This is a genomic window from Amycolatopsis sp. NPDC049691, assembly GCF_040675005.1.
Classification (GTDB): domain Bacteria; phylum Actinomycetota; class Actinomycetes; order Mycobacteriales; family Pseudonocardiaceae; genus Amycolatopsis.
The window spans coordinates 1-22,336 of sequence record NZ_JBFANX010000039.1 but is presented as its reverse complement, the minus strand read 5'-3'; the positions used below and the strand labels follow the sequence as shown (position 1 = coordinate 22,336).

At 72.9% G+C, this 22,336-nt stretch carries 27 protein-coding genes; 18 read left to right on the top strand and 9 right to left on the bottom strand.

The window, feature by feature from the left end; all coding sequences use genetic code 11:
* Positions 1–25: 25 nt before the first annotated feature.
* Entirely contained in the window at positions 26–1,195 is a 1,170-nt protein-coding gene (locus AB0J40_RS46255; protein WP_364466846.1) for a VanZ family protein, read from the bottom strand.
* Positions 1,196–1,327: 132 nt separating this feature from the next.
* On the bottom strand, positions 1,328–1,522 hold the full coding sequence (locus AB0J40_RS46250) for an antitoxin (RefSeq protein WP_364466844.1): 195 nt from the start codon (positions 1,520–1,522) through the stop codon (positions 1,328–1,330).
* A 204-nt stretch (positions 1,523–1,726) separates the two neighbouring features.
* Here AB0J40_RS46250 and AB0J40_RS46245 point away from each other — a divergent pair, with 204 nt between their 5' ends.
* From AB0J40_RS46245 to AB0J40_RS46225, 5 genes are all read left to right on the top strand, one after another.
* Positions 1,727–2,650, top strand: a complete 924-nt coding sequence (locus AB0J40_RS46245; RefSeq protein ID WP_364466843.1) for an NmrA/HSCARG family protein — start codon at positions 1,727–1,729, stop codon at positions 2,648–2,650.
* On the top strand, positions 2,647–3,039 hold the full coding sequence (locus AB0J40_RS46240) for a PPOX class F420-dependent oxidoreductase (protein WP_364466841.1): 393 nt from the start codon (positions 2,647–2,649) through the stop codon (positions 3,037–3,039). The genes AB0J40_RS46245 and AB0J40_RS46240 overlap by 4 nt, the downstream gene beginning before the upstream one ends.
* 93 nt (positions 3,040–3,132) lie before the next feature.
* A complete protein-coding gene (locus AB0J40_RS46235; protein WP_364466839.1) occupies positions 3,133–4,806 on the top strand; it encodes a sulfatase-like hydrolase/transferase in 1,674 nt (557 codons plus the stop codon).
* A gap of 110 nt (positions 4,807–4,916) precedes the next feature.
* The gene (locus AB0J40_RS46230) at positions 4,917–6,110 is read left to right on the top strand and encodes a GGDEF domain-containing protein (RefSeq protein WP_364466837.1); all 1,194 of its coding nucleotides are present in this window, start codon (positions 4,917–4,919) and stop codon (positions 6,108–6,110) included.
* A 166-nt stretch (positions 6,111–6,276) separates the two neighbouring features.
* Positions 6,277–6,606, top strand: coding sequence for a hypothetical protein (locus AB0J40_RS46225; RefSeq protein ID WP_364466835.1), 330 nt, complete (start codon positions 6,277–6,279; stop codon positions 6,604–6,606).
* A gap of 2 nt (positions 6,607–6,608) precedes the next feature.
* Here AB0J40_RS46225 and AB0J40_RS46220 read toward each other — a convergent pair whose 3' ends face one another.
* Complete coding sequence (locus AB0J40_RS46220) at positions 6,609–7,688, bottom strand: mandelate racemase/muconate lactonizing enzyme family protein (RefSeq protein ID WP_364466833.1); 1,080 nt, start codon at positions 7,686–7,688, stop codon at positions 6,609–6,611.
* A gap of 386 nt (positions 7,689–8,074) precedes the next feature.
* Here AB0J40_RS46220 and AB0J40_RS46215 point away from each other — a divergent pair, with 386 nt between their 5' ends.
* Both AB0J40_RS46215 and AB0J40_RS46210 read left to right on the top strand, forming a co-directional pair.
* Positions 8,075–9,196, top strand: coding sequence for a S1 family peptidase (locus tag AB0J40_RS46215; protein ID WP_364466832.1), 1,122 nt, complete (start codon positions 8,075–8,077; stop codon positions 9,194–9,196).
* A 101-nt stretch (positions 9,197–9,297) separates the two neighbouring features.
* A complete protein-coding gene (locus tag AB0J40_RS46210) occupies positions 9,298–9,840 on the top strand; it encodes a dihydrofolate reductase family protein (protein ID WP_364466830.1) in 543 nt (180 codons plus the stop codon).
* On the opposite strand, the gene AB0J40_RS46205 is transcribed toward AB0J40_RS46210, so the two are convergent.
* Positions 9,837–10,427 (bottom strand): TetR/AcrR family transcriptional regulator, encoded by a 591-nt coding sequence (locus tag AB0J40_RS46205; RefSeq protein ID WP_364466828.1) that lies wholly within the window; start codon positions 10,425–10,427, stop codon positions 9,837–9,839. The two genes, AB0J40_RS46210 and AB0J40_RS46205, sit on opposite strands and share 4 nt — an antisense overlap.
* Positions 10,428–10,431: 4 nt before the next feature.
* Positions 10,432–11,301, bottom strand: coding sequence for an alpha/beta hydrolase (locus AB0J40_RS46200; protein ID WP_364466826.1), 870 nt, complete (start codon positions 11,299–11,301; stop codon positions 10,432–10,434).
* Positions 11,302–11,840: 539 nt separating this feature from the next.
* Here AB0J40_RS46200 and AB0J40_RS46195 point away from each other — a divergent pair.
* Entirely contained in the window at positions 11,841–12,311 is a 471-nt protein-coding gene (locus AB0J40_RS46195) for a helix-turn-helix domain-containing protein (RefSeq protein WP_364466825.1), read from the top strand.
* A 32-nt stretch (positions 12,312–12,343) separates the two neighbouring features.
* Entirely contained in the window at positions 12,344–12,850 is a 507-nt protein-coding gene (locus AB0J40_RS46190; RefSeq protein ID WP_364466823.1) for a VOC family protein, read from the top strand.
* Here AB0J40_RS46190 and AB0J40_RS46185 read toward each other — a convergent pair.
* Both AB0J40_RS46185 and AB0J40_RS46180 read right to left on the bottom strand, forming a co-directional pair.
* Positions 12,847–13,275, bottom strand: coding sequence for a DoxX family protein (locus AB0J40_RS46185; RefSeq protein WP_364466821.1), 429 nt, complete (start codon positions 13,273–13,275; stop codon positions 12,847–12,849). The genes AB0J40_RS46190 and AB0J40_RS46185 overlap by 4 nt on opposite strands.
* A 282-nt stretch (positions 13,276–13,557) precedes the next feature.
* Complete coding sequence (locus tag AB0J40_RS46180; protein ID WP_364466819.1) at positions 13,558–13,836, bottom strand: hypothetical protein; 279 nt, start codon at positions 13,834–13,836, stop codon at positions 13,558–13,560.
* Between the two features lie 246 nt (positions 13,837–14,082).
* Here AB0J40_RS46180 and AB0J40_RS46175 point away from each other — a divergent pair, with 246 nt between their 5' ends.
* From AB0J40_RS46175 to rimO, 5 genes are all read left to right on the top strand, one after another.
* On the top strand, positions 14,083–15,333 hold the full coding sequence (locus AB0J40_RS46175) for a helix-turn-helix domain-containing protein (protein WP_364466817.1): 1,251 nt from the start codon (positions 14,083–14,085) through the stop codon (positions 15,331–15,333).
* An 85-nt stretch (positions 15,334–15,418) separates the two neighbouring features.
* A complete protein-coding gene (locus AB0J40_RS46170) occupies positions 15,419–15,670 on the top strand; it encodes a hypothetical protein (RefSeq protein ID WP_364466815.1) in 252 nt (83 codons plus the stop codon).
* Between the two features lie 30 nt (positions 15,671–15,700).
* Positions 15,701–16,333 (top strand): NAD(P)H-dependent oxidoreductase, encoded by a 633-nt coding sequence (locus AB0J40_RS46165; protein WP_364466813.1) that lies wholly within the window; start codon positions 15,701–15,703, stop codon positions 16,331–16,333.
* A gap of 83 nt (positions 16,334–16,416) precedes the next feature.
* Entirely contained in the window at positions 16,417–16,734 is a 318-nt protein-coding gene (locus AB0J40_RS46160) for a hypothetical protein (protein ID WP_364466811.1), read from the top strand.
* Positions 16,731–18,107 carry a 30S ribosomal protein S12 methylthiotransferase RimO gene (gene rimO / locus AB0J40_RS46155; RefSeq protein WP_364466911.1) on the top strand — a complete coding sequence of 459 codons (1,377 nt, stop codon included), beginning with the start codon at positions 16,731–16,733 and terminating at the stop codon, positions 18,105–18,107. Before AB0J40_RS46160 ends, rimO begins: the two co-directional genes overlap by 4 nt.
* Here the strand turns inward: rimO and bla are convergent.
* A complete protein-coding gene (bla, locus tag AB0J40_RS46150) occupies positions 18,091–18,993 on the bottom strand; it encodes a class A beta-lactamase (RefSeq protein ID WP_364466810.1) in 903 nt (300 codons plus the stop codon). The genes rimO and bla overlap by 17 nt on opposite strands.
* Before the next feature lie 108 nt (positions 18,994–19,101).
* On the opposite strand from bla, the gene AB0J40_RS46145 reads away from it, so the two are divergent.
* Genes AB0J40_RS46145 through AB0J40_RS46135 form a run of 3 tightly spaced genes read left to right on the top strand, consistent with a single transcriptional unit; the run spans position 19,102 to position 21,090 of the window.
* A complete protein-coding gene (locus AB0J40_RS46145) occupies positions 19,102–19,968 on the top strand; it encodes a LysR family transcriptional regulator (RefSeq protein ID WP_364466808.1) in 867 nt (288 codons plus the stop codon).
* Complete coding sequence (locus AB0J40_RS46140; protein WP_364466806.1) at positions 19,965–20,867, top strand: serine hydrolase; 903 nt, start codon at positions 19,965–19,967, stop codon at positions 20,865–20,867. Before AB0J40_RS46145 ends, AB0J40_RS46140 begins: the two co-directional genes overlap by 4 nt.
* Before the next feature lie 43 nt (positions 20,868–20,910).
* Positions 20,911–21,090, top strand: coding sequence for a hypothetical protein (locus AB0J40_RS46135; RefSeq protein WP_364466804.1), 180 nt, complete (start codon positions 20,911–20,913; stop codon positions 21,088–21,090).
* Positions 21,091–21,340: 250 nt separating this feature from the next.
* Here the strand turns inward: AB0J40_RS46135 and AB0J40_RS46130 are convergent, their stop codons facing one another.
* On the bottom strand, positions 21,341–21,907 hold the full coding sequence (locus AB0J40_RS46130) for a cysteine hydrolase family protein (protein ID WP_364466802.1): 567 nt from the start codon (positions 21,905–21,907) through the stop codon (positions 21,341–21,343).
* A 56-nt stretch (positions 21,908–21,963) separates the two neighbouring features.
* Between AB0J40_RS46130 and AB0J40_RS46125 the strand changes: the two genes are divergently transcribed.
* On the top strand, positions 21,964–22,245 hold the full coding sequence (locus AB0J40_RS46125; protein WP_364466800.1) for a hypothetical protein: 282 nt from the start codon (positions 21,964–21,966) through the stop codon (positions 22,243–22,245).
* The last annotated feature ends 91 nt before the right edge of the window (positions 22,246–22,336 follow it).

Here is a 22,336-nt window from a genome sequence, read left to right as displayed (position 1 = left end):
GGTCCCGGGCAGCCCGGTGCCCCCGTCACCGTCCTTTAAGGACTTCTTCCCGCCGGGCCGGTTCGGCGGCCGGGCCGGGCTCGGGACCGGCGGGCACGATGGCGGTGTTGACCGTGCGGGTGAGCCGTTCGTAGGGCGCCCGGTGCTCGCTGTCGAGCAGCACCGCCAGCGGCGTCCAGACCCCGACGACGAACACCGACGCGGCCAGCGCGACCGGCAGGAGCAGCCGCTCGGGGTGGTGGCCGAGGTCCCAGTGGTCCAGGTCCAGCACCAGCCAGCCCAGCCACAGGGGGGACAGCAGGATCCCGTTGCGGACCAGCAGCGCGATCGGCCCGGCCCGGCGCCGTCCCCGCCGCACCACGCGCAGCAGCACCGCCCGCTTCCCGGGCGTCGACCCGGTCACCGCGGGCAGCACCACGAACCACACGAGGGCGAGGATCACGACCGGCGTGTCGCGGTGGTTCAGGTCCTCGCCGAACAGCGTGAGCAGGCCGAACAGGAAGCCGAGCAGCGCGGCGAACCCGAGCAGGTCGGTGGCCAGCGCGAAGAGCCGCCGGGTGAACGTGACCCTCGCGGCGTAGCGGCGCCGGTCGTGCTCCGGCTCCGGGGAAGGCAGCAGCCTGCCGAGCGGACCGGCCACGAGCCAGCCGACGACGACGCCGGCGGTGTTGAGGATCAGGTCGTCGACGCTGAAGAGCCGGTACGGGCAGGGGTAGACGAACCACAGGCCGGTCAGCTGCGTCAGCTCGAAGAACAGCGAGACACCGAAGCCGATCAGGGTCGTGGGCACGAGCCGCATCCGCCGCGCGTAGCGGACGTAGAACCCCAGCGGCGCCAGCATCACGACGTTGAGCGCGGTGGTCCAGACCGCCGGGTTGTGCAGCAGCGCGCCGGGGCTCCAGTGCCCGCGGGCGCGTTGCGAGACGACTTCGACGAAGTAGAAAGGCCGCAACTGCGGAGAACTCGCGTACGTGTGCCCCGCGCAGTACGCCGGGTCGGCGGGCAGCGGCAGCACCGTCTGCGTCGCGATCGCCAGCAGGTAGAAGAGGAACGCGTAGAAGACGAACGTCGGCCACCCGCCCGCGCGGCCGCGCCGGCGGTAGCTGACGAACGCGGCGGGCAGCATGACGGCCAGCACGAGGAACGGGAAGAGGATGAGGGCCGTCCGGACGGGGACGAGGTAGGTGGCGACCACGGAGCCGGTGGTACCCAGCCGGGCGGGGAGCGAAGCGTGCTTCCCCCGGACGGCTGGGCGGGATCACCCGGCCCCGGTCCGGCCGGTCCGCCGCCGCGCCGGGTCCGGTGCGGCGGCGACGGCCGGCGCGGCTCACTGCGGGGGCGCGTCCTGCTGCCCGCCGCCCTGGTTGTGCAGGTAGTCCTTCACCTTCTCCGAGCCCTGGTCGATCTTGTCGGCGTGCTCGCCGAACCGCTGCTTGGCGGCGTCGGCGGCCTTGTCCACACCCTGGTCGGCCTGGTCCGGGTGCTTGCCGAGCGCTTCCTTGGCCTTGTCGAACAGGTTCATCGGGTGCCTCCGTTCGGAATCCGATCTTCGGACACCCCGAGGAGAACACCGGCCCGGGCGGCCCGCAACCGAATGGCCGTATCCACTCACCTGTCGTGGGTATTACCGCCCCTTTCCCGGGTGAAAGCCGCCCGCCCGGGTTTGGAACCGGGGAGTTCGGGTAGCGACCGATTCCTTTGCCGCCCGGGCCGGGTCGGTACGGGCATGAGCATTTCCCCGAAAGAGAAACGCGTGGTCGCCGTCGTCGGCGCCACCGGGCGGCAGGGCGGCGGGCTGGTCCGCTCGATCGCCGCGGACCCGGACAGCCGCTTCACCGTCCGGGCCCTCACGCGCGACGCGGGCTCGCCGCGCGCGAAGGAACTGGCCGGGCTGGGCGCCGAGGTCGTGACCGCGGACCTCGACGACCCCGCCTCCGTCGAGGCGGCGTTCACCGGTGCGTACGGCGCTTTCTGCGTCACCGCCGCCCAGGAACACCCACCGGAACGGGAGACCGCCCACGCCGCCACGATGGCCGCGGCGGCCCGCCGGGCCGGGGTCGCGCACGTGGTGTGGTCGACGTTCGAGGACACCCGGACGTTCGTGGCACCCGGCGACGAGCGTTTCCCGGTGCTGCCCGGGGGCTATCTGGTCCCGCACTACGACGCCAAGGGCGCCGCCGACGCGGAGTTCGCCGGCGTGCCGGCCACGTTCCTGCGCACCGCGTTCTACTGGGAGAACCTCCTCGACGGCGGCGGCCCGCGCCGGGGCGAGGACGGGGTCCGCGTGCTGGCGCTGCCGCTGGGGTCCGCGCGGCTGCCCGGCATCGCGGTGGCCGACATCGGCCGCTGCGCCCACGCGATCCTCCGGCGCCCGGAACTGGCCGGGAAAACGGTGAGCATCACCGGCGAAAACCTGACCGGCACCGAACTCGCGGCCGGGTTCGCCGAATCGCTCGGCGAACCCGTGCGATTCCAGGACGTCCCCCTGGACGCTTTCCCCGAAGCGCTGGCCAACATGTTCCGGTTCACCCGCGAGTTCGAAACCGCGTATGCGGGAGCCCGCGATCCCGCCGAAGTCCGCGAACTGCACCCCGGCCTGCTGACCTTCCGGCAGTGGCTGTCCGAAACCCCCGAAAGGACGTCCCGATGAGCGTGCCCCTGACCGACGCCGCCCGCGAAGTGCTCGACGGCCCGCACACGGCGGTGCTCGCCACGGCGAACGCCGACGGGCGGCCGCAGTCCTCGGTGATCTTCGTCAAGCGCGACGGCGACACCGTCGTCTTCAGCACCATCAAGGGGCGGCTGAAGACCCGGAACATGGAACGCGACCCGCGGGTCAGCCTGCTCGTGTCGAGCCACCCCGGCCGGTACGCCGAGATCCGGGGGACCGTCGAGATCACCGACGACCCGGAAAAGGTGCTGCTGCACGAAATGTACGACCGGTACATGGGCGGGAAGACGCCGCCGCCGGAACCGGACGCGCAGCGGCTGATCGTCCGGATCGTCCCGGAAAAGCTGTACGACTGGCCGCCCGCTTGAACCACGCGGGACCGGAGCCCGTATACCGGGTGAGGATCGCCGGTCCCGCCGCACGGGCCGGTCGGTCACCGCCGCGAACGACGTGAGGCCCGCATGCTTGGAAAGTCCGTCCCAGCCGTCGCGCCGCTGCCCGACTTCGGGTTGCCCCGGACCGGGCGGCGGCACGCCGTCGCCGGCGTGGTCGTGACCGCGCTCGCCGCGCTGCTGGTGCTGTTCGCGCTCCTCGCGCCGGACGACCTCAGCTCCTTCTCCGCCGAAGCGCTGGTGCGGGTGCCGGTCGAGGGGATCGTCATCGCCGCGTTCGTGCTGGTGCTGCCGCCGCGGCCGCGGCGGGTCGTGGCGGTGCTCACCGGGCTGGCGCTGGGCCTGCTCGTCGTGCTCAAGGCGCTGGACACGGGCTTCTACGCGACGCTGGAGAAGCCGTTCGACCCGGTCTACGACTGGAGCTTCTTCAGCGCCGGCGTCGAGTTCCTCGCCGGGCAGATCGGCGAAGCCGGCGCGATGGCCGCGCTCGCCGGCGCCGGGGTGCTCGCGGTCGCCGTCGTGGTGCTCATGGTGCTGGCGATGCTGCGGCTGAGCCGGCTCGCGGCCGGGCGCCGGACCGGCGCGACGCGCGTGGTGGCCGTGCTCGGCGTGGTCTGGATCGTGTGCGCGGTGTTCGGGGTCGAGATCGCGCCGGGCCAGCCGTTCGCCGCGCAGAGCGCCGCCGCGCTGGCTTACGGCGACCTGCGCCAGGTCGGCGCCGACCTGCGCGAGCAGCGGCCGTTCGGCGAGGTCGCCGCCGAGGACGCGTTCCGCACCACCCCCGGTGACCGGCTGCTGGGCGGCCTGCGCGGGAAGAACGTCGTGCTCACCTTCGTCGAGAGCTACGGCCGGGTCGCGCTGGACGACCCCGCCATCGGTACGAAGATCGGCGCGACGCTCGACGCGGGAACGGCCGAACTGCGCGCCGCGGGCATCGGCGCCCGCAGCGCGTTCCTCTCCTCCTCGACGTTCGGCGGCGGCAGCTGGCTGGCCCACTCGACGGTGCAGTCGGGCATGTGGATCGACAACCAGCAGCGCTACAACGACCTCCTCGGCAGCGACCGGCTGACCCTCGGCGGCGCGTTCCAGCGAGCCGGCTGGAAGACCGTGTGGGACGTCCCGGCGCACACCAAGGACTGGCCGGAGGGCCAGAAGTTCTACCACCCGGACGCCTACTACGACGCCCACCACGTCGGCTACCAGGGGCCCGGCTACGCCTACGCCACCATGCCCGACCAGTTCACGCTCTCGATGCTGCAGCGCACCGAGCTCGCGAAGTCCGCGCAGAAGCCGGTGATGGCCGAGGTGGACCTCGTCTCGAGCCACGCGCCCTGGTCGCCGCGGCCCTGGCTGGTGGACTGGAACCAGGTCGGCGACGGCTCGGTCTTCGCGCCGCAGCCGGCCGCGGGCGAGGCGCCGGAGTCGGTCTGGAAGGACCCGGCGAAGATCCGCGACGCCTACCGCGACGCCACCGACTACTCGCTGAAGACGCTCATCTCGTTCATGCAGCACTACGGCGACGAGAACACGGTCCTGGTGTTCCTCGGCGACCACCAGCCGCCGGTCGTCACCCCGCAGGGCGCGGTGCACGACGTGCCGATCACGATCGTCGCCAAGGACCCGAAGGTGCTGGACCGCATCTCCGGCTGGGGCTGGACCGAGGGCCTGCACCCGGCGGCGCACGCGCCGGTCTGGAAGATGGACTCCTTCCGCGACCGCTTCCTGACCGCGTTCGCCCGCTGACCGTCCACTGAGGACACTCCGGCCGGAGGCTTCCGGGGACGCGCCCGGTGCGCCTATCCTGGAGCCGCCGGGCGGGGGAGCCCGGCCGATCCACGGTCACGGGAGGGTAAGTGGATCAGCAGGGGGAGTCTCGTTTCGCCTACCGCGCCGCGCCGCCCGGGGTCGTGCCCTACTACCTGGCGGTCGAGGTCACCGCCGTCGCGCTGCTGCTCCTGGCCGTGCCCGCGACGGAACCGGCTCCGCGGGAGTGGCGCTTCTTCGCCGTCCTGCTCGCTTCGGCGGTCGCGCAGACCGAGCTGTCGGCGAAGGCCGAACGGATGCGCCGGTTCCTCGCTCGGAACCCGCACGTCAGCGTCGCGTCGGTGTGGTTCTTCGCCGCGGCACTGGTGCTGCCGGCCGTGCTGGCCGCCGTTCTCACGGTGCTCGTCTACGGGCACCTTTGGCTGCGCACGGCGGGCGGGGTGCCCGGCAGCAGGGTGTACCGGGCGACCTGCTCGGCCGCGACCTACGTGATCACCGTCTTCGCGGCCGGTTCGGTCGCCGCCGTGGCCGGGCCGGTCGCGGCCGCCGGCGCGTTCGCGCTGGTCAACACGCTGCTCGTGATGATCGGGTTCAAGCTCCACGACCCGGGCCGCCCGTTCCTGTCCCTCGCGGGGTCGCTGTCGGAGAACCTGCTCGACGCGGCGACGCTGTGCCTCGGCCTGGCGGTGGCGGCGCTGCTGCCGGACCGGCCGTGGCTGGTCCCGCTGCTGGTGCTGCCGGTCGTGCTGCTGCACCGCGGCGAGCTGGGACGGCGGCTGGAGCTGCGGGCCCGCGACCCCAAGACCGGCCTGCTGGCGATCGCGGAGTGGCGGGCGCGGGCCGAAGCCGAGCTGGGCCGGGCGGCGGGCGCCGGTGGCGACTGCGGGATTCTGATGCTCGACCTGGACCACTTCAAGCGCGTCAACGACACGTACGGGCACCTGGCGGGCGACGACGTCCTGCGGGCGGTCGCCGATGCCGTCCGGCACGAGGTGCGGGTCTACGACTCGGTCGGCCGGTTCGGCGGGGAGGAGTTCGTCGTGCTGCTGCCGGGCATCGGGCGGGTGCACTCCGTCGCGGTCGCCGAGCGGATCCGCGACGCGGTGGCGGCGCTGGCCGTGGTGGCCGCGGACGGGACGCGGATCACCGGGCTTTCGGTGTCGATCGGGGTGGCCGTGCACCCGGCCGCGGGTCGTGGGGTGGACGAGGTGCTCGGCGCCGCGGACAAGGCCGTTTACGCGGCGAAGAAAGCCGGCCGCGATCGGGTTTGCGTCAGCCACTGAGGAATTGCGACCCCGTCCGCCATCCGTCCAGGGTCGCGGGCTAGCCCGGATGGAGCAGTGTGGTGACTTTCCGCTGCGCGCGTATTCACTGGCCCGATGAATTGCCGGTAATTCTTCCGCGCTTCTACGCTGCATAATGTCAGGTCCGGTGTGCTGAGGAGTGTTCATGCGAAGGAAATTGGCGGTTCTCGGGGTTGCGGTGTTTTCGCTGTTCGGGTTGTCGGTCGTGCCCGCGGCCGCGGCCGGCGGCGACTTCGCGCCACCCGGTTGTTTCGGCGAGCGGTACGGAACCCTCTTCGGCCAGGGCGTTTCGGTCAGCTGCTTGCCCGGTGAAGGGTACGGCTACCGCGTGATCGCGCACTGCGCGAACGGCAGTGCGTTCTGGTTCGTGGCCGGTGATTTCGTGCCCTACGGATTCGGTCCCGCCGTCGCGGAATGCTCGGGCGCGCTGCTGGTTCCGGCGCGGGTGGTGGCCTACCAGGTCGACGAAATCTGATTTCAGAAGGTGCGGCGGTCGTCCATCGCGTCGCGGTCCCAGTCGATTCCGAGCCCGGGGGTTTCCGGAGGAACCGCGTGCCCGTTTTCGACGGTCAGCTCGGTCCGCGTGATCGCGCGCAGCTGCGGGATGTGCTCGACGTACCGGCCGTTCGGCACGGCCGCCGCGAGGCTCACGTGCAGTTCCATGAGGAAGTGCGGGCAGACGTCGACGGTGAAGGCCTCGGCCAGGTGCGCGACCTTGAGCCACGGCGTGATGCCGCCGACCCGGGCCACGTCGGGCTGCACGACCGACGCGGCGCCGCGGTGCAGGTACTCGCGGAACTGCGCGACCGAGTACAGCGACTCGCCGACGGCGACCGGGATCGCGGTGGCCGCGGCGAGCCGGGCGTGCCCGCTGACGTCGTCGGCCGGCAGCGGCTCCTCGAGCCAGAACAGGCCGAGCGGGGCGAACGCGGCGGCCCGCCGGACGGCGTCGGCGGCCGTCATCGACTGGTTCGCGTCCACCATCAGGTCGAACCGCGGCCCGGCGGCCTCGCGGACCGCCGTGAGCCGCTCGAGGTCGTCGGGCCTGCCGATCTTCACCTTGGCTCCGCCCCAGCCCGCGGTCGCGGCGGCTTTCGCGCCCGCGACGAGCTCTTCGGTGCTCAGGTGCAGCCAGCCGCCTTCGGTGTCGTAGAGGGGAACGCGCGGCCGGCACCCGCCGGCGACGCGCCACAGGGGTTCGCCCGCCCGCCGGCACTTGAGGTCCCACAGTGCGGTGTCGATGGCGGCGAGGGCGAGCGAGGTGATGGCACCGACGGCTGTCGCCCGCGTCGCGGCGAAGAGGTCGCGCCACAGCGCTTCGACGAGCCGTGAATCGCGGCCCGTGAGCCGGGGGAGCAGGTGGTCCCGCAGCAGGGCGACGACGGAGCTGCCGCCGGTGCCGATCGTGTAGGAGTAGCCGAGCCCGGTGTTCCCGTCGGCGGTGGTCAGCTCGACGAAGACGGTCTCCTGCGAGGTGAACGCCTGCACGGCGTCGGTCCGGGTCTGTTCGACCTCCACGTCGACGAGAAAGGCTTCGGCGTGCGTGACGACGGTCAACGTTCCCCCTGGTGCGTAATCCTATAGGAAATACGATTCTGGCGGTGGCGGCGCCAGGCTGTCAACGGCGCCCCTCGCCGAGCCGGCGCCGGGGGACGGTCATGCACGTCTGCTGCCCGGCAGACTCTGGTTCCCCTCGCGGCCGCCGGTCGCGTGCTGTACTTGGTCCAGACCTTCGTCGGCGCGGACGGTGACACCGGTTCGCGCTTCCTTCGCGCGCCGAAAACCCCTTGCCTCCCAACGCATCCATGTCGGTAGTCCGCAATGGACAGTCGTTCGCCTCCGCGAATTCCGGACAGAAGACCGGACATTTCTGGACCACCTCCGCGGGCGCCCGCACACTCGGCGCACGGTGTGTTTCTTTCCCCCTGCCCGAAGGAGACCTCATGCGTCGAAGAATCGCCCTCGCCCTCGGCGGCGCCGCCGTCCTGACCGCGTCCCTCGCTTCCTCCTCCCTGAGCCCGGCCGTCGCGTCGCCCGGGCTGATCGCCGCCATGCAGCGGGACTTCGGCCTGACCGCCGCCCAGGCCGAAACCCGGCTCGGCCAGGAAGTCACCGCCGCCCGGGTCATGCCGGCCGCCCAGCGGGCCGCCGGGGCCGCGTTCGGCGGTGCGTGGTTCGATCCCGCGCTCGGCAAGCTGGTCGTCGGCGTGACCGACCCGGCCGCGGCGCGGGCCGTCCGGCAGGCCGGTGCCGAAGCCGTGCCGGCGAAGGTCAGCGCGGCCAAGCTCGACGCCGCGAAGGCCGCGATCGACGCCGCCGCCAAGGCGAACCCCGCCCCGGCGGCCGTCAGCGGCTGGCGCACCGACCCGCGCGCCGGCAGCGTCGTCGTCACCCTGCGGCCGGGCGCGCACGGCGCCGACGTCGACGCCTTCCTCGCGAAAGCCCGCGAAGCCGGCCCGGTGACCGTCGCGACCGCGCCGGCCGCCGAGCCGTTCTCGGCGGGGACCGTCGGCGGCGACCCGTACTACATCAACGGCAACACCCGCTGCTCGATCGGCTTCTCCGTGCAGGGCGGCTTCGTCAGCGCCGGGCACTGCGGCGGCGTGGGCAGCTCGGTGGTCGGCTGGGACGGCTCGGCCATGGGCAGCTTCGCCGGTTCGTCCTTCCCGGGCAACGACTACTCGTTCATCCGCATCGGCAACGGCTGGTGGACCGCCCCGGTGGTGCTCGGCTGGGGCACGGTGAGCGACGCGCTCGTCCGCGGCTCGTGGGTCGCGCCGGTCGGCACGTCGGTGTGCCGCTCGGGGTCGACGACGCACTGGCACTGCGGTGTCGTCGAAGGGCTCAACGAGACGGTCAACTACTCCCAGGGTGCCGTCTACCAGATGACCCGCACCAACGTCTGCGCCGAACCGGGCGACTCGGGCGGCTCGTTCATCACGGGCGACCAGGCCCAGGGCGTCACCTCCGGCGGCTGGGGCAACTGCGGCTCCGGCGGCGAGACGTGGTTCCAGCCGGTGAACGAGATCCTGCAGACCTACGGCCTGTCCCTCGTCACGGCGTAGCGAAACCGATCCGGCGGCGGCCGATGAATCCGGCGGCCGCCGCCGGTAGGTACCGGTGAGGCCGCGCCACCAGGGCGCGGCGCACAACACCGGGAGCAGTCATGAGCGTGATCGTCGCCGAGTTCCTCACCCTGGACGGCGTCGCCGAGGACCCGGACGGCTCCGGCGGCACCGCCACCGGCGGCTGGGCCTTCCGGCACGGGCCGGAGGCCGTGGCCGGGGACAAGTTCCGGCTCGGGACGCTGCTCGACACCGGCGTCCTCCTGCTCGGCCGGACGACGTGGGAGCTGTTCGCGAAGCTGTGGCCGGGCCGTTCGGGCGAGTTCCCCGACCGCCTCAACGCCGCGGCCAAGCTGGTCGCGTCGCGGACCCTCCAGGACGTGTCCGCGTGGCAGAACTCCGTGCTGCTGCGGGGAGATCTCGTCGACGCGGTCGAGCGCGAGGAACGGGACGTCGTCGTCATCGGCTCGGTCGGGATCGCCCAGACCCTCGCCCGCCACGGCCTCGTCGACGAGTACCGCGTGCTCGTCTTCCCGAGCGTCGCCGGCACCGGCCGGCGGCTCTTCGACACGCCCGCCGACCTCGACCTCGTGTCGACCACCCCGGTCGGGTCCGCGATCCTCAGCACCTACCGGACGCGCTAGGTCCGCAGCAGGCTCGCGAGCCAGCCGCCGAGGACCTGCTGGACCTCGGCGCGGGTCCGGGCAGGGTCGTCGGAGGCGGCGATCATCCTGGCCGCCTCCATCACCGCGCTGAGCACCAGCTGGGCCAGGGCCCGGACGGGCAGCTCCACGATCAGCCCGTCCGCCCTGGCCTGCTCCAGCACGCTGACGATCAGGCCGAGGCCGTATTCCGCCTCGATCTCGCGCCACACGTCCCAGCCGAGCACGGCGGGCGCGTCGGTGAGCGAGATGCGGCGGACCTCTTCGCGCAGGCACGCGTCGAGGAAGACGCCGAGGCCCTGCAGCATGCCGGTCAGCGGGTCGGCGCCGCCGGCGAACGCGGCCCGGATCTCTTCGGTCAGTTCGCGTTCCAGCTCTTCGACGACGGCGCGGAACAAGCCCTGCTTGTCGGCGTAGTGGTGGTACAGCGCGCCGCGGGTGACACCGGCGGCGCGGGTGATCTCGTCCGCCGGCACGGCCTGGTAACCGCGGGCGGCGAACAGTTCGCGCGCGGCGGCGACGAGTGCGGCTTTCGTGCCGGCGGAACGGTCCTGCTGGGTACGTCGCACCCGCCTAATCTGCCATGACGCCCGCGAACTCGACGATGTGCCCGGCCAGCGCGGCGGGCTGGTCCTCGGACACGAACGTGTAGGCGTCCGCGATCTCGACGAGCTTCGCGTCCGGCAGCAGCGCCGCGAGCCGGTGGGCCAGGCGGATCGGGAACAGCTTGTCCTCGGTGGCCCACGCGAGCAGCACCGGCCGGTCGAAGGTCCGCAGTGCTCCGGCGGCGGCGAGGGTGTGGCGCGGGTGGACGTCCCGCAGCAGCTTGCGCAGGTCCCGGCGCACCCCGGCCGACTTCCGCAGCTGCCCGAGGTAGGCCCGCGCGACGGCGTCCGGCAGCGGCCGCTTGGTCACCCAGCCGAACAGCAGTGGCAGCGGGTACAGCGCGCGGATCCGCAGCAGCTGCCCGAGCACCGCCATCGACCCGGGGATCCGCGCGATCGGCGGCAGCGCCTTGAAGATGGGCGGGAAGAAGTACTCGAAGCAGTCGGACGGCGTGAGCACGACCCGCGCGACCCGGTCCGGGCGGCGGCTGAGCATGATCTGCGTCAGCGCGCCGCCGGTGTCGTTCGCGACGAGCGTGACGTCCCGCAGGCCGAGCGCGTCGAGGAAGTCCGCGATGAGGTCGGCGGCGCCGGTGGGGGACAGGTCGGCGTCCGCGCGCATCGGCAGGTCGTGCGAGCCGAGCGGCAGATCCGGGGCAATGCACCGGAACCCGGCCGCGGCGACGTCCGGGACGACCTTCCGCCAGAGTTCGGCGTTCGTCAGGACGCCGTGGACGAACACGACGGGGGCGCCTTCGCCCCGCTCGAAGTACCGCACCTCGCCGGCCGGCAGCCGGATTCGGCGCTCCTGGCCCAGGGATTCGCTGCGTGTTGTCATGCGAGTGAGGATACATACATGGTGTATGTATGTAAATGAGCGTGAGGTGGGTTCGGGCGAAAGTGCTCGGTGGGCTGGATTGGCTGCCGGAAGCGGTTCGGGCGGTGGCCGGGGGCTTGCGGGGCGGCGGACGGTGCCGGCTCGCCGGCGGTGGCCCGGCTGCTCGCGCTCGGCGGTACGGGGGCTGGCTCGGCCGTCGGCGCGCCGGGCTGCTCGAGGCTCGGCAGTGCGGGCGCGGCTCGGAGCGGGTGGCCGTCGCGAGTCCGCCCGCGACTCGGCCACCGGAGGGCTAAAGGGGGTGGTTGCGGTGATGCCCCGGGACTTGGCTTCGGGGAAAGGTCGGATCCGGGGGCATCACCGCCCGCGGGACAGCTGACACGGTGCCCTGCGGTGGACTCACCCTACGAACCGCCGGCCCGCCTGACCAGGGCCTCGATCCGGTGTCGAAGGTTTGTCGCCCGGTCGGTCACCGGACCTACCGAGAGTTGAGCGGAGCATCGGGCGCCGGTTCGGCCAGGAACTCTTCGGTGGGTGATGGCATGGCGCAGGCGAGGGAGACCCGGCGGCGCATCCTGGCCGCCGCGCACACCCTGTTCGTCACCAAGGGTTACGGCCGGACGACCATCGCGGACGTCGCCGCCGAGGCGGGCGTCGCGCCGGAGACCGTCTACTCGGCCTTCAAGCACAAGCCGGCGCTGCTGCACCGGACCTGGGACGTGACCGTCGGCGGCGACGACGAGGACGTGCCGATGCTCGAGCGCCCGGAGCCGCGGGCCCTGTTCGCCGAGATCGACCGGCAGCGGCTGGAGAGCATGGGCGGGCACGCGCGCGAGGCCGCGGCCGCCGTGCAGCCGGACGTCGGCGAGCAGGAGTGCCGGGACGTGCTGTTCGCCACGACGGACGGGACGTTGTGGCACCAGCTCGTCGAGCGGCTCGGGTGGTCCGACGAGCGGTACGCGGCCTGGCTCGGCCGGCTTTGGGTGGCGTCCTTCGTGCTACCCTTCGGTTGAAACTTCAACCGAGTTGCGCGCGGGGGCCGTCGATGTCGATCTTCCGTCTCAACCACGCGGTCCTGTACGTCCGGAACCTCGCCGAAAGCGTCGCCTTCTACCGCGACGTGCTGGGCTTCGACTACATCGAGGACGGCGACATCCACCGCGGCGCGGCGTTCCTGCGGGCGCCCGGCTCGACCAACGACCACGACCTCGGCCTGTTCGAGCTCGGTGCGCACGCCGCGGACTCGGGCGCGGGCCAGACGTCGGTGGGGCTGTACCACCTGGCGTGGGAGGTCGACACCCTCGGCGACCTCGAGCGGCTCGCCGGCCGCCTCCGGGAGGCGGGCGCGCTGGTCGGCTCGTCCGACCACGGCACCACGAAGTCGTTGTACGCCAAGGATCCCAGCGGGCTCGAGTTCGAAGTCGTCTGGATCATCCCGCGCGACCTGCTGACCGAAGAGGACCGGGCGAAGAGCGGACCGCTCGACCTCGCGCGGGAGCTGGCGAAGTACGGCGCCGACGCGCGCAGCGGCGTCGGGATCTCGCGCCCCTAGGCCGTGACGCGGGCTCGCGCCGGTTCCGGCGGGGTTCGGCGCAGGGCCGGCAGGTTGCCCAGTGCGAAGCGGCCCGGGCCGACGAACGCCACGACCAGCAGGCCCCAGCAGAACAGGGTCGCCGCCTCGCCGCCGTTCTGGATGGGAAGCAGGCCGGTCGGCAGGTGCACGGTGAAGTACGCGAAGGCCATCGAGCCGGAGCCGAGCACCGCCGCCGCGCGGGCGCCGAGGCCGAGGCAGATCAGGGCGCCGCAGACGAGCTGGATGAGGGCGGCCCACCAGCCCGGCCACGCGCCGACCGCGGCGGGCGCCTTGGCGCCGAGCACGCCGAAGAGCGTTTTCACGCCGTGGCAGGCGAACAGGAAGCCGATCACGATCCGGTAGAGCCCGATGACGTGGTCGCGGGCCGGGTCCAGGCGGTGCATGGGAGCCTCCGGGGGCGGCATCGAGCCGGCCGCTGGTGCGGCCGGCCGGTGCGGATTCGGTGGCACCAGATATACCGCCCGTGAGAAGGTCACACACCCCCCGAAAGTTGCTTAACCGGTTTTCCGAATCAAATGCGGAACCGGGGTTGACTCAGTGGTCTGGACCTATTGATTTGCCCTGCGAGGAAAGCGGAAACCGCCATCCGGGTGATCTTCGACCGGTGGTCCAGACCAGCTGGTTCCGTGGTCCGGGTTTCGTGATTGTTTCCGATTCTTTTCGGATTAATGGCGGGGCAGTGCGCTGCGGGCCGCGGCGATCAGCTCGGCGACCCGCGGCGCGTCCGCGATCGCGTGCAGGTCCGGCGCGAACGGGGCCCAGGCGCCGGTCTGCGGGTTGTTCGCCGGCTGCCGGCGGGTCCACCGGCTCGTGCCGAAGGTGATCGTCCCAACGCCCCGGTCGTCCGCCTCGACCCGCGGTGGGCCGAGCCGGCCGAGCCACACCCAGCGGTACTCGGCCCCGCTCGGCCACTGCGCCGCGAAGATGATCCGCTGATCGGTCACCAGGTAGGTGGTCGCGAAGGCACGGGCGCGGCGGGTCTGCAGGCACGGTGCCGACCAGCATGACGGTGTGCTCGGGAAACCAGCGTCGCGGGCGCTGCGGCCGGCCCGACCACAGCAGCCGTTCGCCGTCCTGAAGCGGGTGCATGACGTCCTCCCGGACCGCACGTTCAGGCCCCGGCCGAAACGTCCGCCTTGATCCACGAGTTCCTCGGCCGAGCTTGATCGATCACCCCGTAGAGTGGCTCCATGGTGGACGAAGAAGCCGTCTCCGAGCGCATCCGGCACATCGCGGCCACCCTGGCGGAGCGGGCGACCGAGCTGGCCGGGGAGCTGGTGCAGCTGTACGCGGCCGACCTCCCGCAGCTGGTCAACGACGACGAGCGCATGGTGAGCCTGCTGTCGGCGAGCGTCTACCAGAACATCGAGACCGCGCTGCAGATCTTCCAGCACGGCATCGATCCCGCCAACGTCGAGCCGCCGGCCGCGGCCGTGGAGTACGCGCGCCGGCTGGCCCAGCGCGGCACCCCGGTGTTCGACCTGATCCGGGCGTACGACCTCGGGCAGGCCGCGATGCTCGACTTCGGGTTCCAGGAGTGCATCCGGTACGTCGACGACGCCGCCCTGCTCGGGGCCATGATGCGGCGGCTGCTCAAGGTCGCCTACGAGTTCATCACGCGGGTGGTGCGCCAGCTGGTGAGCGTCTACCAGGACGAACGCGACAAGTGGCTGCTCAACCGGAGCGCCGCGCGGGCGGCCAAGGTGCTGGACCTGCTGGGCGAGAACGGCGGCCCGGCCGACGTCGACGCGGCGGAGGCGGTCATCGGCTACCGGCTGCGCGGCACGCACGTCGGGATGGTCGTCTGGCACGCCTCCGAAGCCCACGACGTGCTGTCGCACCTGGAGTCGGTCGCCGGGGCGGTGCTCGAGCGCGCCGGCGGGCACGGGCGGCCGCTGTTCGTGCCCCGCGACGAAGCGGGCGCCTGGGCGTGGCTGCCGGTCGCGTCGGTCGCTCGCGAGCACCTCGACGCGGTGCTCGCGGAGGCCGACCCGGGCGTGCGCGTGACGGTCGGCGATCCCGGCACCGGCGTCGCCGGCTTCCGCGACACCCACCAGCAGGCCCGCCGGGTGCACGCGCTGGCGCTGGCCGCCGGCGAGCACTGCGATCGCGTGCTGACCTTCCGGGAGGTCGGCACGGTGGCGCTGATGACGACCGATCTCAACGCGGCCCGGCTGTGGGTCGCGAGCACGCTCGGGCCGCTGAGCGCCGACGACGAGAACTGCGGGCGGCTGCGCGACACCCTGCGCGTGTTCCTCGCGTCCGGCGGCAGCTACACCGCGGCCGCCGGCGAGCTGACGATGCACAAGAACTCGGTGCAGTACCGCGTCCGCAAGGCGCAGGAGCTGCTGCCGCGCGAGCTCGCGGAGAGCCGCTTGGACGTCGAGCTCGCGCTGAACCTGAGCCACCGGCTGGGCGCGGCGGTGCTGTCGCCGGCCTGACTTTGGTATCCCGGACCACCGGTCGCGAAGATCGTTGGTGCGCGGGCACGAAGCCGGGATGAGCCGTTCGGCCTACCTTTCGGCTATGGGTGAGAACGGTGGGATGCTCGCGTTGGTGCGGCTACGCCGAGGCGTCGTCGGCGAGAGCAGACGCGTCTGCCACCTGATCCCCGTTCCCGCCGCGGGCGCGGTGCCCGCCCGGTTGACCGCGTTGTGCGGTGAAGCGATCTACCCCGGCGATGCCGAAGTGCTCGACGGGCTGCGCGGGATGCCGTGCCACCGCTGCCTGATGGAGAGCGCGCCCGCGGGGCCGGGCCTGCTGGCGAACGCCGGCTGAACCGCCCGGCCGCCGTGGCAAGCTGACGCGGTGATCGACGACGAGTCCCGGCCGGTGGTGGTCCTGCTGGCCCACCCCCGGCCAGGGAGCTTCAACCACGCGCTCGCCGGACGGGTCCGCGACACGCTGGCCCGCGCCGGGCGGAAGGTGTGCTTCCACGACCTGTACGCCGAGGGCTTCGACCCGGTGCTCCGGGCCGAAGAGGCCTACACCAGCGGGACGCGCGCGGAGGAGTTCCTCGCCGCCGAACCGGACCCGCTGGTGCGCCGCCACCGCGCGGAGCTGCGGGACGCGGGCGGGCTCGTCGCGGTCCACCCGAACTGGTGGGGCAAGCCGCCCGCCATCCTGAGCGGCTGGCTCGACCGGATCCTCGTCCCCGGCGTGGCCTACCGCCTCGACGACGCCGGCGGCGCGCCGGAGCCGTTGCTCTCGGTGCGCCGGCTGCTCGTCGTGAACACCTCGGACACGACCGAAGAGCGCGAGCGGACGCTCTTCGGCGACCCGCTCGACGCGATCTGGCGGCGGTGCCTCGCGCCCTACCTCGGCGAGCCGTCCGTGCGCCGGCTCGTCCTGCGGGTGGTCGCCGATGCGGACCAACAGCAGCGATCCGGCTGGCTCGACGACGTCGAAACCGAGGTCCGGCAGCTGTTCGGTGGTCACTGACCGCTTCCGGCCAAGGTCTTGAGGCGGTTTCGCGCGGCGTGCGATTCTCGGGCCGACCCGGCACCGGATTCCAGGGGGAAGTCGTGAGCATGCTCGAGCGGATGGCCGAAGAACGCCGTCGCCGTCAGGAAAGCACTCCGGAAGCGCCCGCCGGGCAGCAGTGGGGTACCTGCGTCAGCGTCGGGGACTCCGGCGACCGGCGCCGCAAGATCGCCCGGGTGCTGCTCGCGAGCGGCCTGGTCGTCACCGCCTACCTGCCCCTGAACGCCGTCGCACCGGCCGTCGACGCGCCGGTGCTGGTGCAGACCCGGGCGATCGGCGACCCGGGGCCCGGCCGGGGCGACATCGTCTCCGCGATCGGGGACTCGAACCCGCCGACCGTCGCCATCGTCGCGTACTGATCGCCGTGCGCACGGTTTCCCTGGTCACCCTGGGCTGCGCGCGCAACGAGGTCGACTCGGACGAGCTCGCCGCCCGGCTCGGCGGCTCGGGCTGGCAGCTCGCCGAACCCGGCGCCGAAGCCGACGTCGTCGTGGTGAACACGTGCGGCTTCATCGAAGCCGCGAAGAAGGAGTCGATCGACACGGTCCTCGCCGCGTCCGGCAAGGGCGCGAAGGTCGTGGCCGTCGGCTGCATGGCCGAGCGCTACGGCCGCGAACTCGCCGACGCGCTCCCGGAGGCCGACGCCGTCCTGTCGTTCGACGACTACCCCGAGATCGGCGCCCGCATCGAGGACGTCCTCAATGGCCGGACGCGGCCCGCGCACACCCCGCGTGACCGGCGGACGCTGCTGCCGATCACCCCGGCGCAGCGGCCGGCCGCGACCGTGGCCCACGTGCCGGGGCACGGGCCGGCGAGCGGCCCGCGGGTGCTGCGGCACCGGCTCGGCGGCGGCCCGATCGCGTCGCTGAAACTGGCGTCGGGCTGCGACCGGCGGTGCACGTTCTGCGCGATCCCGAGCTTTCGCGGGGCGTTCGTCTCGCGGCCGCCCGCCGAGATCCTCGCCGAAGCCGAGTGGCTGGCCGGCCACGGCGTGCGGGAACTGGTGCTGGTCAGCGAAAACTCGACGTCGTACGGCAAGGACCTCGGCGACCTGCAGGCGCTGGAGAAGCTGCTGCCCAAACTCGCCGGCGTCGCCGACCGCGTCCGGGTCAGCTACCTGCAGCCCGCCGAGCTGCGCCCGACGCTGCTCGAGGCGATCGCCGGCACACCGGGGGTCGCGCCGTACTTCGACCTGTCGTTCCAGCACGCGAGCGGGCCGGTGCTGCGCCGGATGCGCCGGTTCGGCGACCGCGAACGGTTCCTGCAGCTGCTCGACCGGATCCGGGCGCTGGCGCCGGACGCCGGGGTGCGCTCCAACTTCATCGCCGGCTTCCCCGGCGAGACCGACGCCGACTTCGCCGAGCTCAAGCGGTTCCTGGAGCAGGCCCGGCTGGACGCGGCCGGGGTCTTCGGCTACTCGGACGAGGACGGCACCGAGGCCGCGGGCCTGCCGGACAAGGTGCCGGCCCCGGTGCTCGCCGAGCGCGTCGAGGAGCTGTCGCTGCTGGCCGACGAAGTGGTCTCCCGCCGCGCGGCGGAGCGGGTCGGCAGCGTCGCCGAGGTGGTCGTCGGAACCGGCGCGCGCGGGTGGGCCGCGCACCAGGGCCCCGAGGTCGATGGGCACGTGACGTTCCCGGACGAGGCACCCGAACCGGGCTCGCTCGTCCGGGCGGAGATCGTCGGCACCCACGGCGTCGACCTGCGGGCGCGCGTCCTCACCGAAGAGCGCTGAACGCGAGTTTCGCCGCCGCGGCGATCAGCCGGTCGTCGTGGTCGGCGTGCTCGGTCTTCCGGTCGGACATGATCACCAGCACGATCGGCGCGCGCCCGGGCGGCCAGACGACGGCGATGTCGTTGCGCGTCGCGTATTCGCCGGTGCCGGTCTTGTCGGCGACTGTCCACCCCGCCGGGGCGCTCGCGCGGATCAGCGCCGCGCCGGTCAGGTTGGCGCGCATCATGTCCGTCAGCACGGTCCGCTTCTCCGGCGGCAGCGCGCTCCCGAGGGTGAAGGCGCGCAGGGTCGTGGCCATCGCCCGCGGGGTGCTGGTGTCGCGGATGTCGCCCGGCGCCAGGTCGTTGAGGCCGGGCTCGATCCGGTCCACGTGCGTGGTCGTGTCGCCGATCCCGCGCAGCGCGGCGGCGAGCCCCTGCGGCCCGCCGAGCTCCCGGAACAGCAGGTTCGCCGCGGTGTTGTCGCTGTAGCGCAGGGCGGCGTCGATCGCGTCGCGCAGGGAAATGCCGGTGCCGACGTGCTTTTCGGTGACCGGGGAGTTCTCCTGGAGGTCGGCGCGGGTGTACTTCAGCACCTTCGCGAGCCCGTCGAGGCTCGTGCGCTGGAGCACGGCGGCGGCCGAGAAGGCCTTGTGCGTCGAGGCGTAGCCGAAGCGTTCGTCGGCGCGGTGGACGAGTTCGCGGCCGGAGCCGGTGTCGACGGCGTACACGCCGAGGCGCGCGTCGAACTCCCGCTCCAGCGGCGCGAAGTCCGCCTGCGCAGCGGCGGCGGTGGCCGGTGCCGGTGCCGGCGTCGCTGCCGGAGCCGGTGCTTCGGCGGCGCAGGCGGTGAGCGTGACGAGGACCAGCGCGGCGAGCGCGGTCCGGCGGAGGGAGGACAACGGCACGGGACACCCTTTCCGATCTTGGACGACCTCCGCAGTTTCACCGGCTTCGCTCATGCTGTCCAAGACGGAAACGTGCGATTCGATGCCGGATTCGCATAAAGTGCGGTCGTGGACCTGGTCGGCGGCTGCAGAGCGTTCGTGAGCGTGAGCGAGGCGGGGAGCTTCACGGCGGGCGCGGCGGTCGCGCGCATCCCGCAGCCGGTGGCCAGCCGGCGGATCGCCGCGCTGGAACGGCACTTCGGCGAGCGGCTCTTCGACCGCTCGACCCGGCGGGCGCGGCTGACGCCGTTCGGCCGGGACGTCCTGCCGTCGGCGAAACGGCTGGTGCAGCTGGCCGACACCCTCGAACACGACGCCCGGCGGGCGCGGCTGCGGCCGATGCGCGTCGCCGTCCCGGACACCTGCGGGGTGCGCGAGCTGGCGGAGCTCGCCGCCGAGGCCCGCGCGCTGGAGGTCCACCTGGAATTCCGCGTCGCGCCGCCGGGGGAGCGGGCCGAGCTCGTCCGCACGCAGGAGGTGCGGGCGGCGCTCGTCGCCGTCCCGGCCGAGGAGGGCGCGTGGTCCGTGCCGCTGGGCCTGGCCGGGGTGGTCGCCCCGAAGGCGCGGGTCGTGCACCTGGAGACGCTGCGCACCGGCCGGACCGGCGGCCCGCGCCGGCACGTCCGGATCCAGCCGGAGGACGACGTCCCGCACGTGCGCGATCCGCTGCTGCGGGCCCGCGACGCCGTGGGGCTGCGGCCCGCCCAGGTGGCGGTGGCCGGATCGCTGACGGCGGCGGCCGCGGCGGTGTTCGGCTCGGCGGACCTCCTGCTGTGCTCGCGGGCGCAGGCCGCGGAGCTGGGGCTGCACTGGCGGCCGGTCGGCGAGGTCGCATTGGCGCGCGGGTTCGCCGTCGCGGCGGCGCTGGGAGAGGACGCCGGTCGGCTGCATGGCCTCACCGCCGCCGTCGGCCGGTGCCTGGGAGCGGAGGCGTGAGCGCGGAAGCGCTGGTCCGGCAGCTGCGGGCCGAGCTGGACGACGGCGGGCTGCGCGGGTCGTTCCTGGTCCGCGACCTGCGGTCCGGGCACGAGCTGGGCATCGACCCGGACCGGGTGTACCCGATCGCGTCCCTGGTGAAGGTCCCGCTGGCGGCGGCGACCCTGGAGCGCATCCGCCGGGGCGAGCTGGACGGCGCTACGCAGCTGGAGGTCGCGCCCGGCGGGGTCACCACGCCCGGGCCGATCGGGCTGACGCGGTTCCGCCACCCGGCCCGGATCGCCGTCGACGACCTGCTGTACCTGAGCACGGCGCTGAGCGACGGCGTGGCGGCCGACGTCCTGTTCGGCCTGACCCCGCCGGCCGCCGTCATGCGGACGCTCGAGGGGTGGGGACTGTCCGGGATCGCCGTGCGCCACCTGATGGCGGACCTCGTCGACACCCCGGCCGAGCGCTTCGACGCGGGCGAGGTGGACCTGGCGCACGCACTGGCGATCGGCGCGGGCACGGCCGGCCGCGGGCACCGGCTGGCCCAGCTGGACGTGACGCGCGCGAACGCGGCGTCGGCGCGGGCGGTGCTCGACCTGCTGCAGGCGCTGTGGACGCCGTCCCGGATCGACCCGGCGGTCGCGGCGGGCGTGCGGGAGCTGATGGCGCACAACGTGATCCGCCACCGGCTGACCCCGGACTTCGCCTCGGACGCGGCGCGCTGGTCGTCGAAGACGGGGACGCTGCTGAACCTGCGCCACGAGGCCGGCGTGGTCGAGCACGCGGACGGCCGGGTGTTCGGCGTGGTGGCGCTGACGGAGTCGCGGGTCCCGGCGGTGCTGCAGCCGGAGGCGGACGTGCTGATGGCCCGGGTGGCCCGGGAGCTGCGCGACCACCTGCGCGGAGCGTGAAATCGGCTTGGGGCTTCCGGCCGGGCGCACCTGGGCTCCGCCGGTGTCCGGCTCCGCGGAGGTGGACTCGCGGATCGGCGAGCTCGGTCGCGCCCAGCCGGGTTACCTGGGGCGCGAGTCCCGGATCGGCGCCGACGGGCGCGAGCTGACGGTCCGGTACGACCGCGACGCCGAGTCGATTTCCCGGTGGCAGCGTCATCCGGAGCACCTGGAGGCCCAGTGACGCGGCCGCGGGTGAGTCCGGTGGCGCAAAGGGGCAGTGACTCGCGCGCGGGAGTTCGGCGAGTGCCGAAGGCCGTCCAGGCGAGGTTGCGCTCGCCGCACCGCGCCGGCGCGCCGGGAAGCAACTCGCGCGCGAGTTCGGCCGGTGCCGGCAACGGTTCAGGCACCCGCCGGGCACACCGGACCAACCAACGCCCGCTCCGCTAACCTCCCCCCCCGGCCCCCCGGCCCCCCGGCCCCCCGGCCCAACCTCAAACCGAAGCAGCCACCCCAAAGTCCACATCAGCGGTCTTGACGGTCCCAGCGGTCCGCCCCGGAGCGGTCTGGTACTCCCAATACAAATTGGTGTGCGCGATAACCGCCCCAGGCGAGGGAGCCCCGTACGCGGACAAATCCTCCGTCGTGTGCGCGTCCGCCACCAAAGTAGCGTCGTAACCCCGAGCGAACGCCCCATGCAACGTCGACCTGATGCAAGCGTCCGTCTGCGCCCCCGCCACGACCAACCTCCCGATGCCCCGCGCGGCCAGCACCGACTCCAGGTCCGTGTCCTCGAACGAGTCACCGTACTCCTTGTGCACCAAGGGTTCCGACTCGCGGCGCACCAGCTCCGGCACGTACTCCCACACCTCGCTCCCGCGCGGCAGCTCGTCGCTCGTGTGCTGCACCCACACGATCGGAACCTCGCGAGCGCGGGCCTTCTCCACCAGCGCGACGAGGTTCGCCAGGACCGCCGCGCGGTCGTGGGCCTCCTTCATCACGCCGTTCTGGACGTCGACCACGAGCAGGGCGGTGTTGGGGCGATCCGGCAAAGTCGTCATGCGGGCCACCTTAACCGCGGGCACCGACGGTTTCGGCGCACGTAGCATGACCCGCCATGGACTACGGGATGCTGCTGCTCGGGGTCGTCCTGCTCGTCGCGGTCGTCGGGCTGGGCTCCTCGGCCACCGAACGCAGGCTCAGCCGCCGGCTCGGCCGGATGGAACGGAAGCTGGACGCCATCGTCGCCCAGCTCGGGGTGACCGTCGAAGAGCCGGGGCTCGCCGAGGTCACCGCGCTGCTGCGCGAAGGGAAGAAGATCCAGGCGATCAAGCTCTACCGCGAGAACACCGGCGCGGACCTCAAGGAAGCCCGCGACGCCGTGGAGCGGCTCGCCTAGGTGTACTGCCCGGGGAGGTTGCGATCGTGGTGACACGTGATCGGATGATCTTGGTGTGAGGGAGGGCCTCCGGGTTCGGTGTGGATTGCGA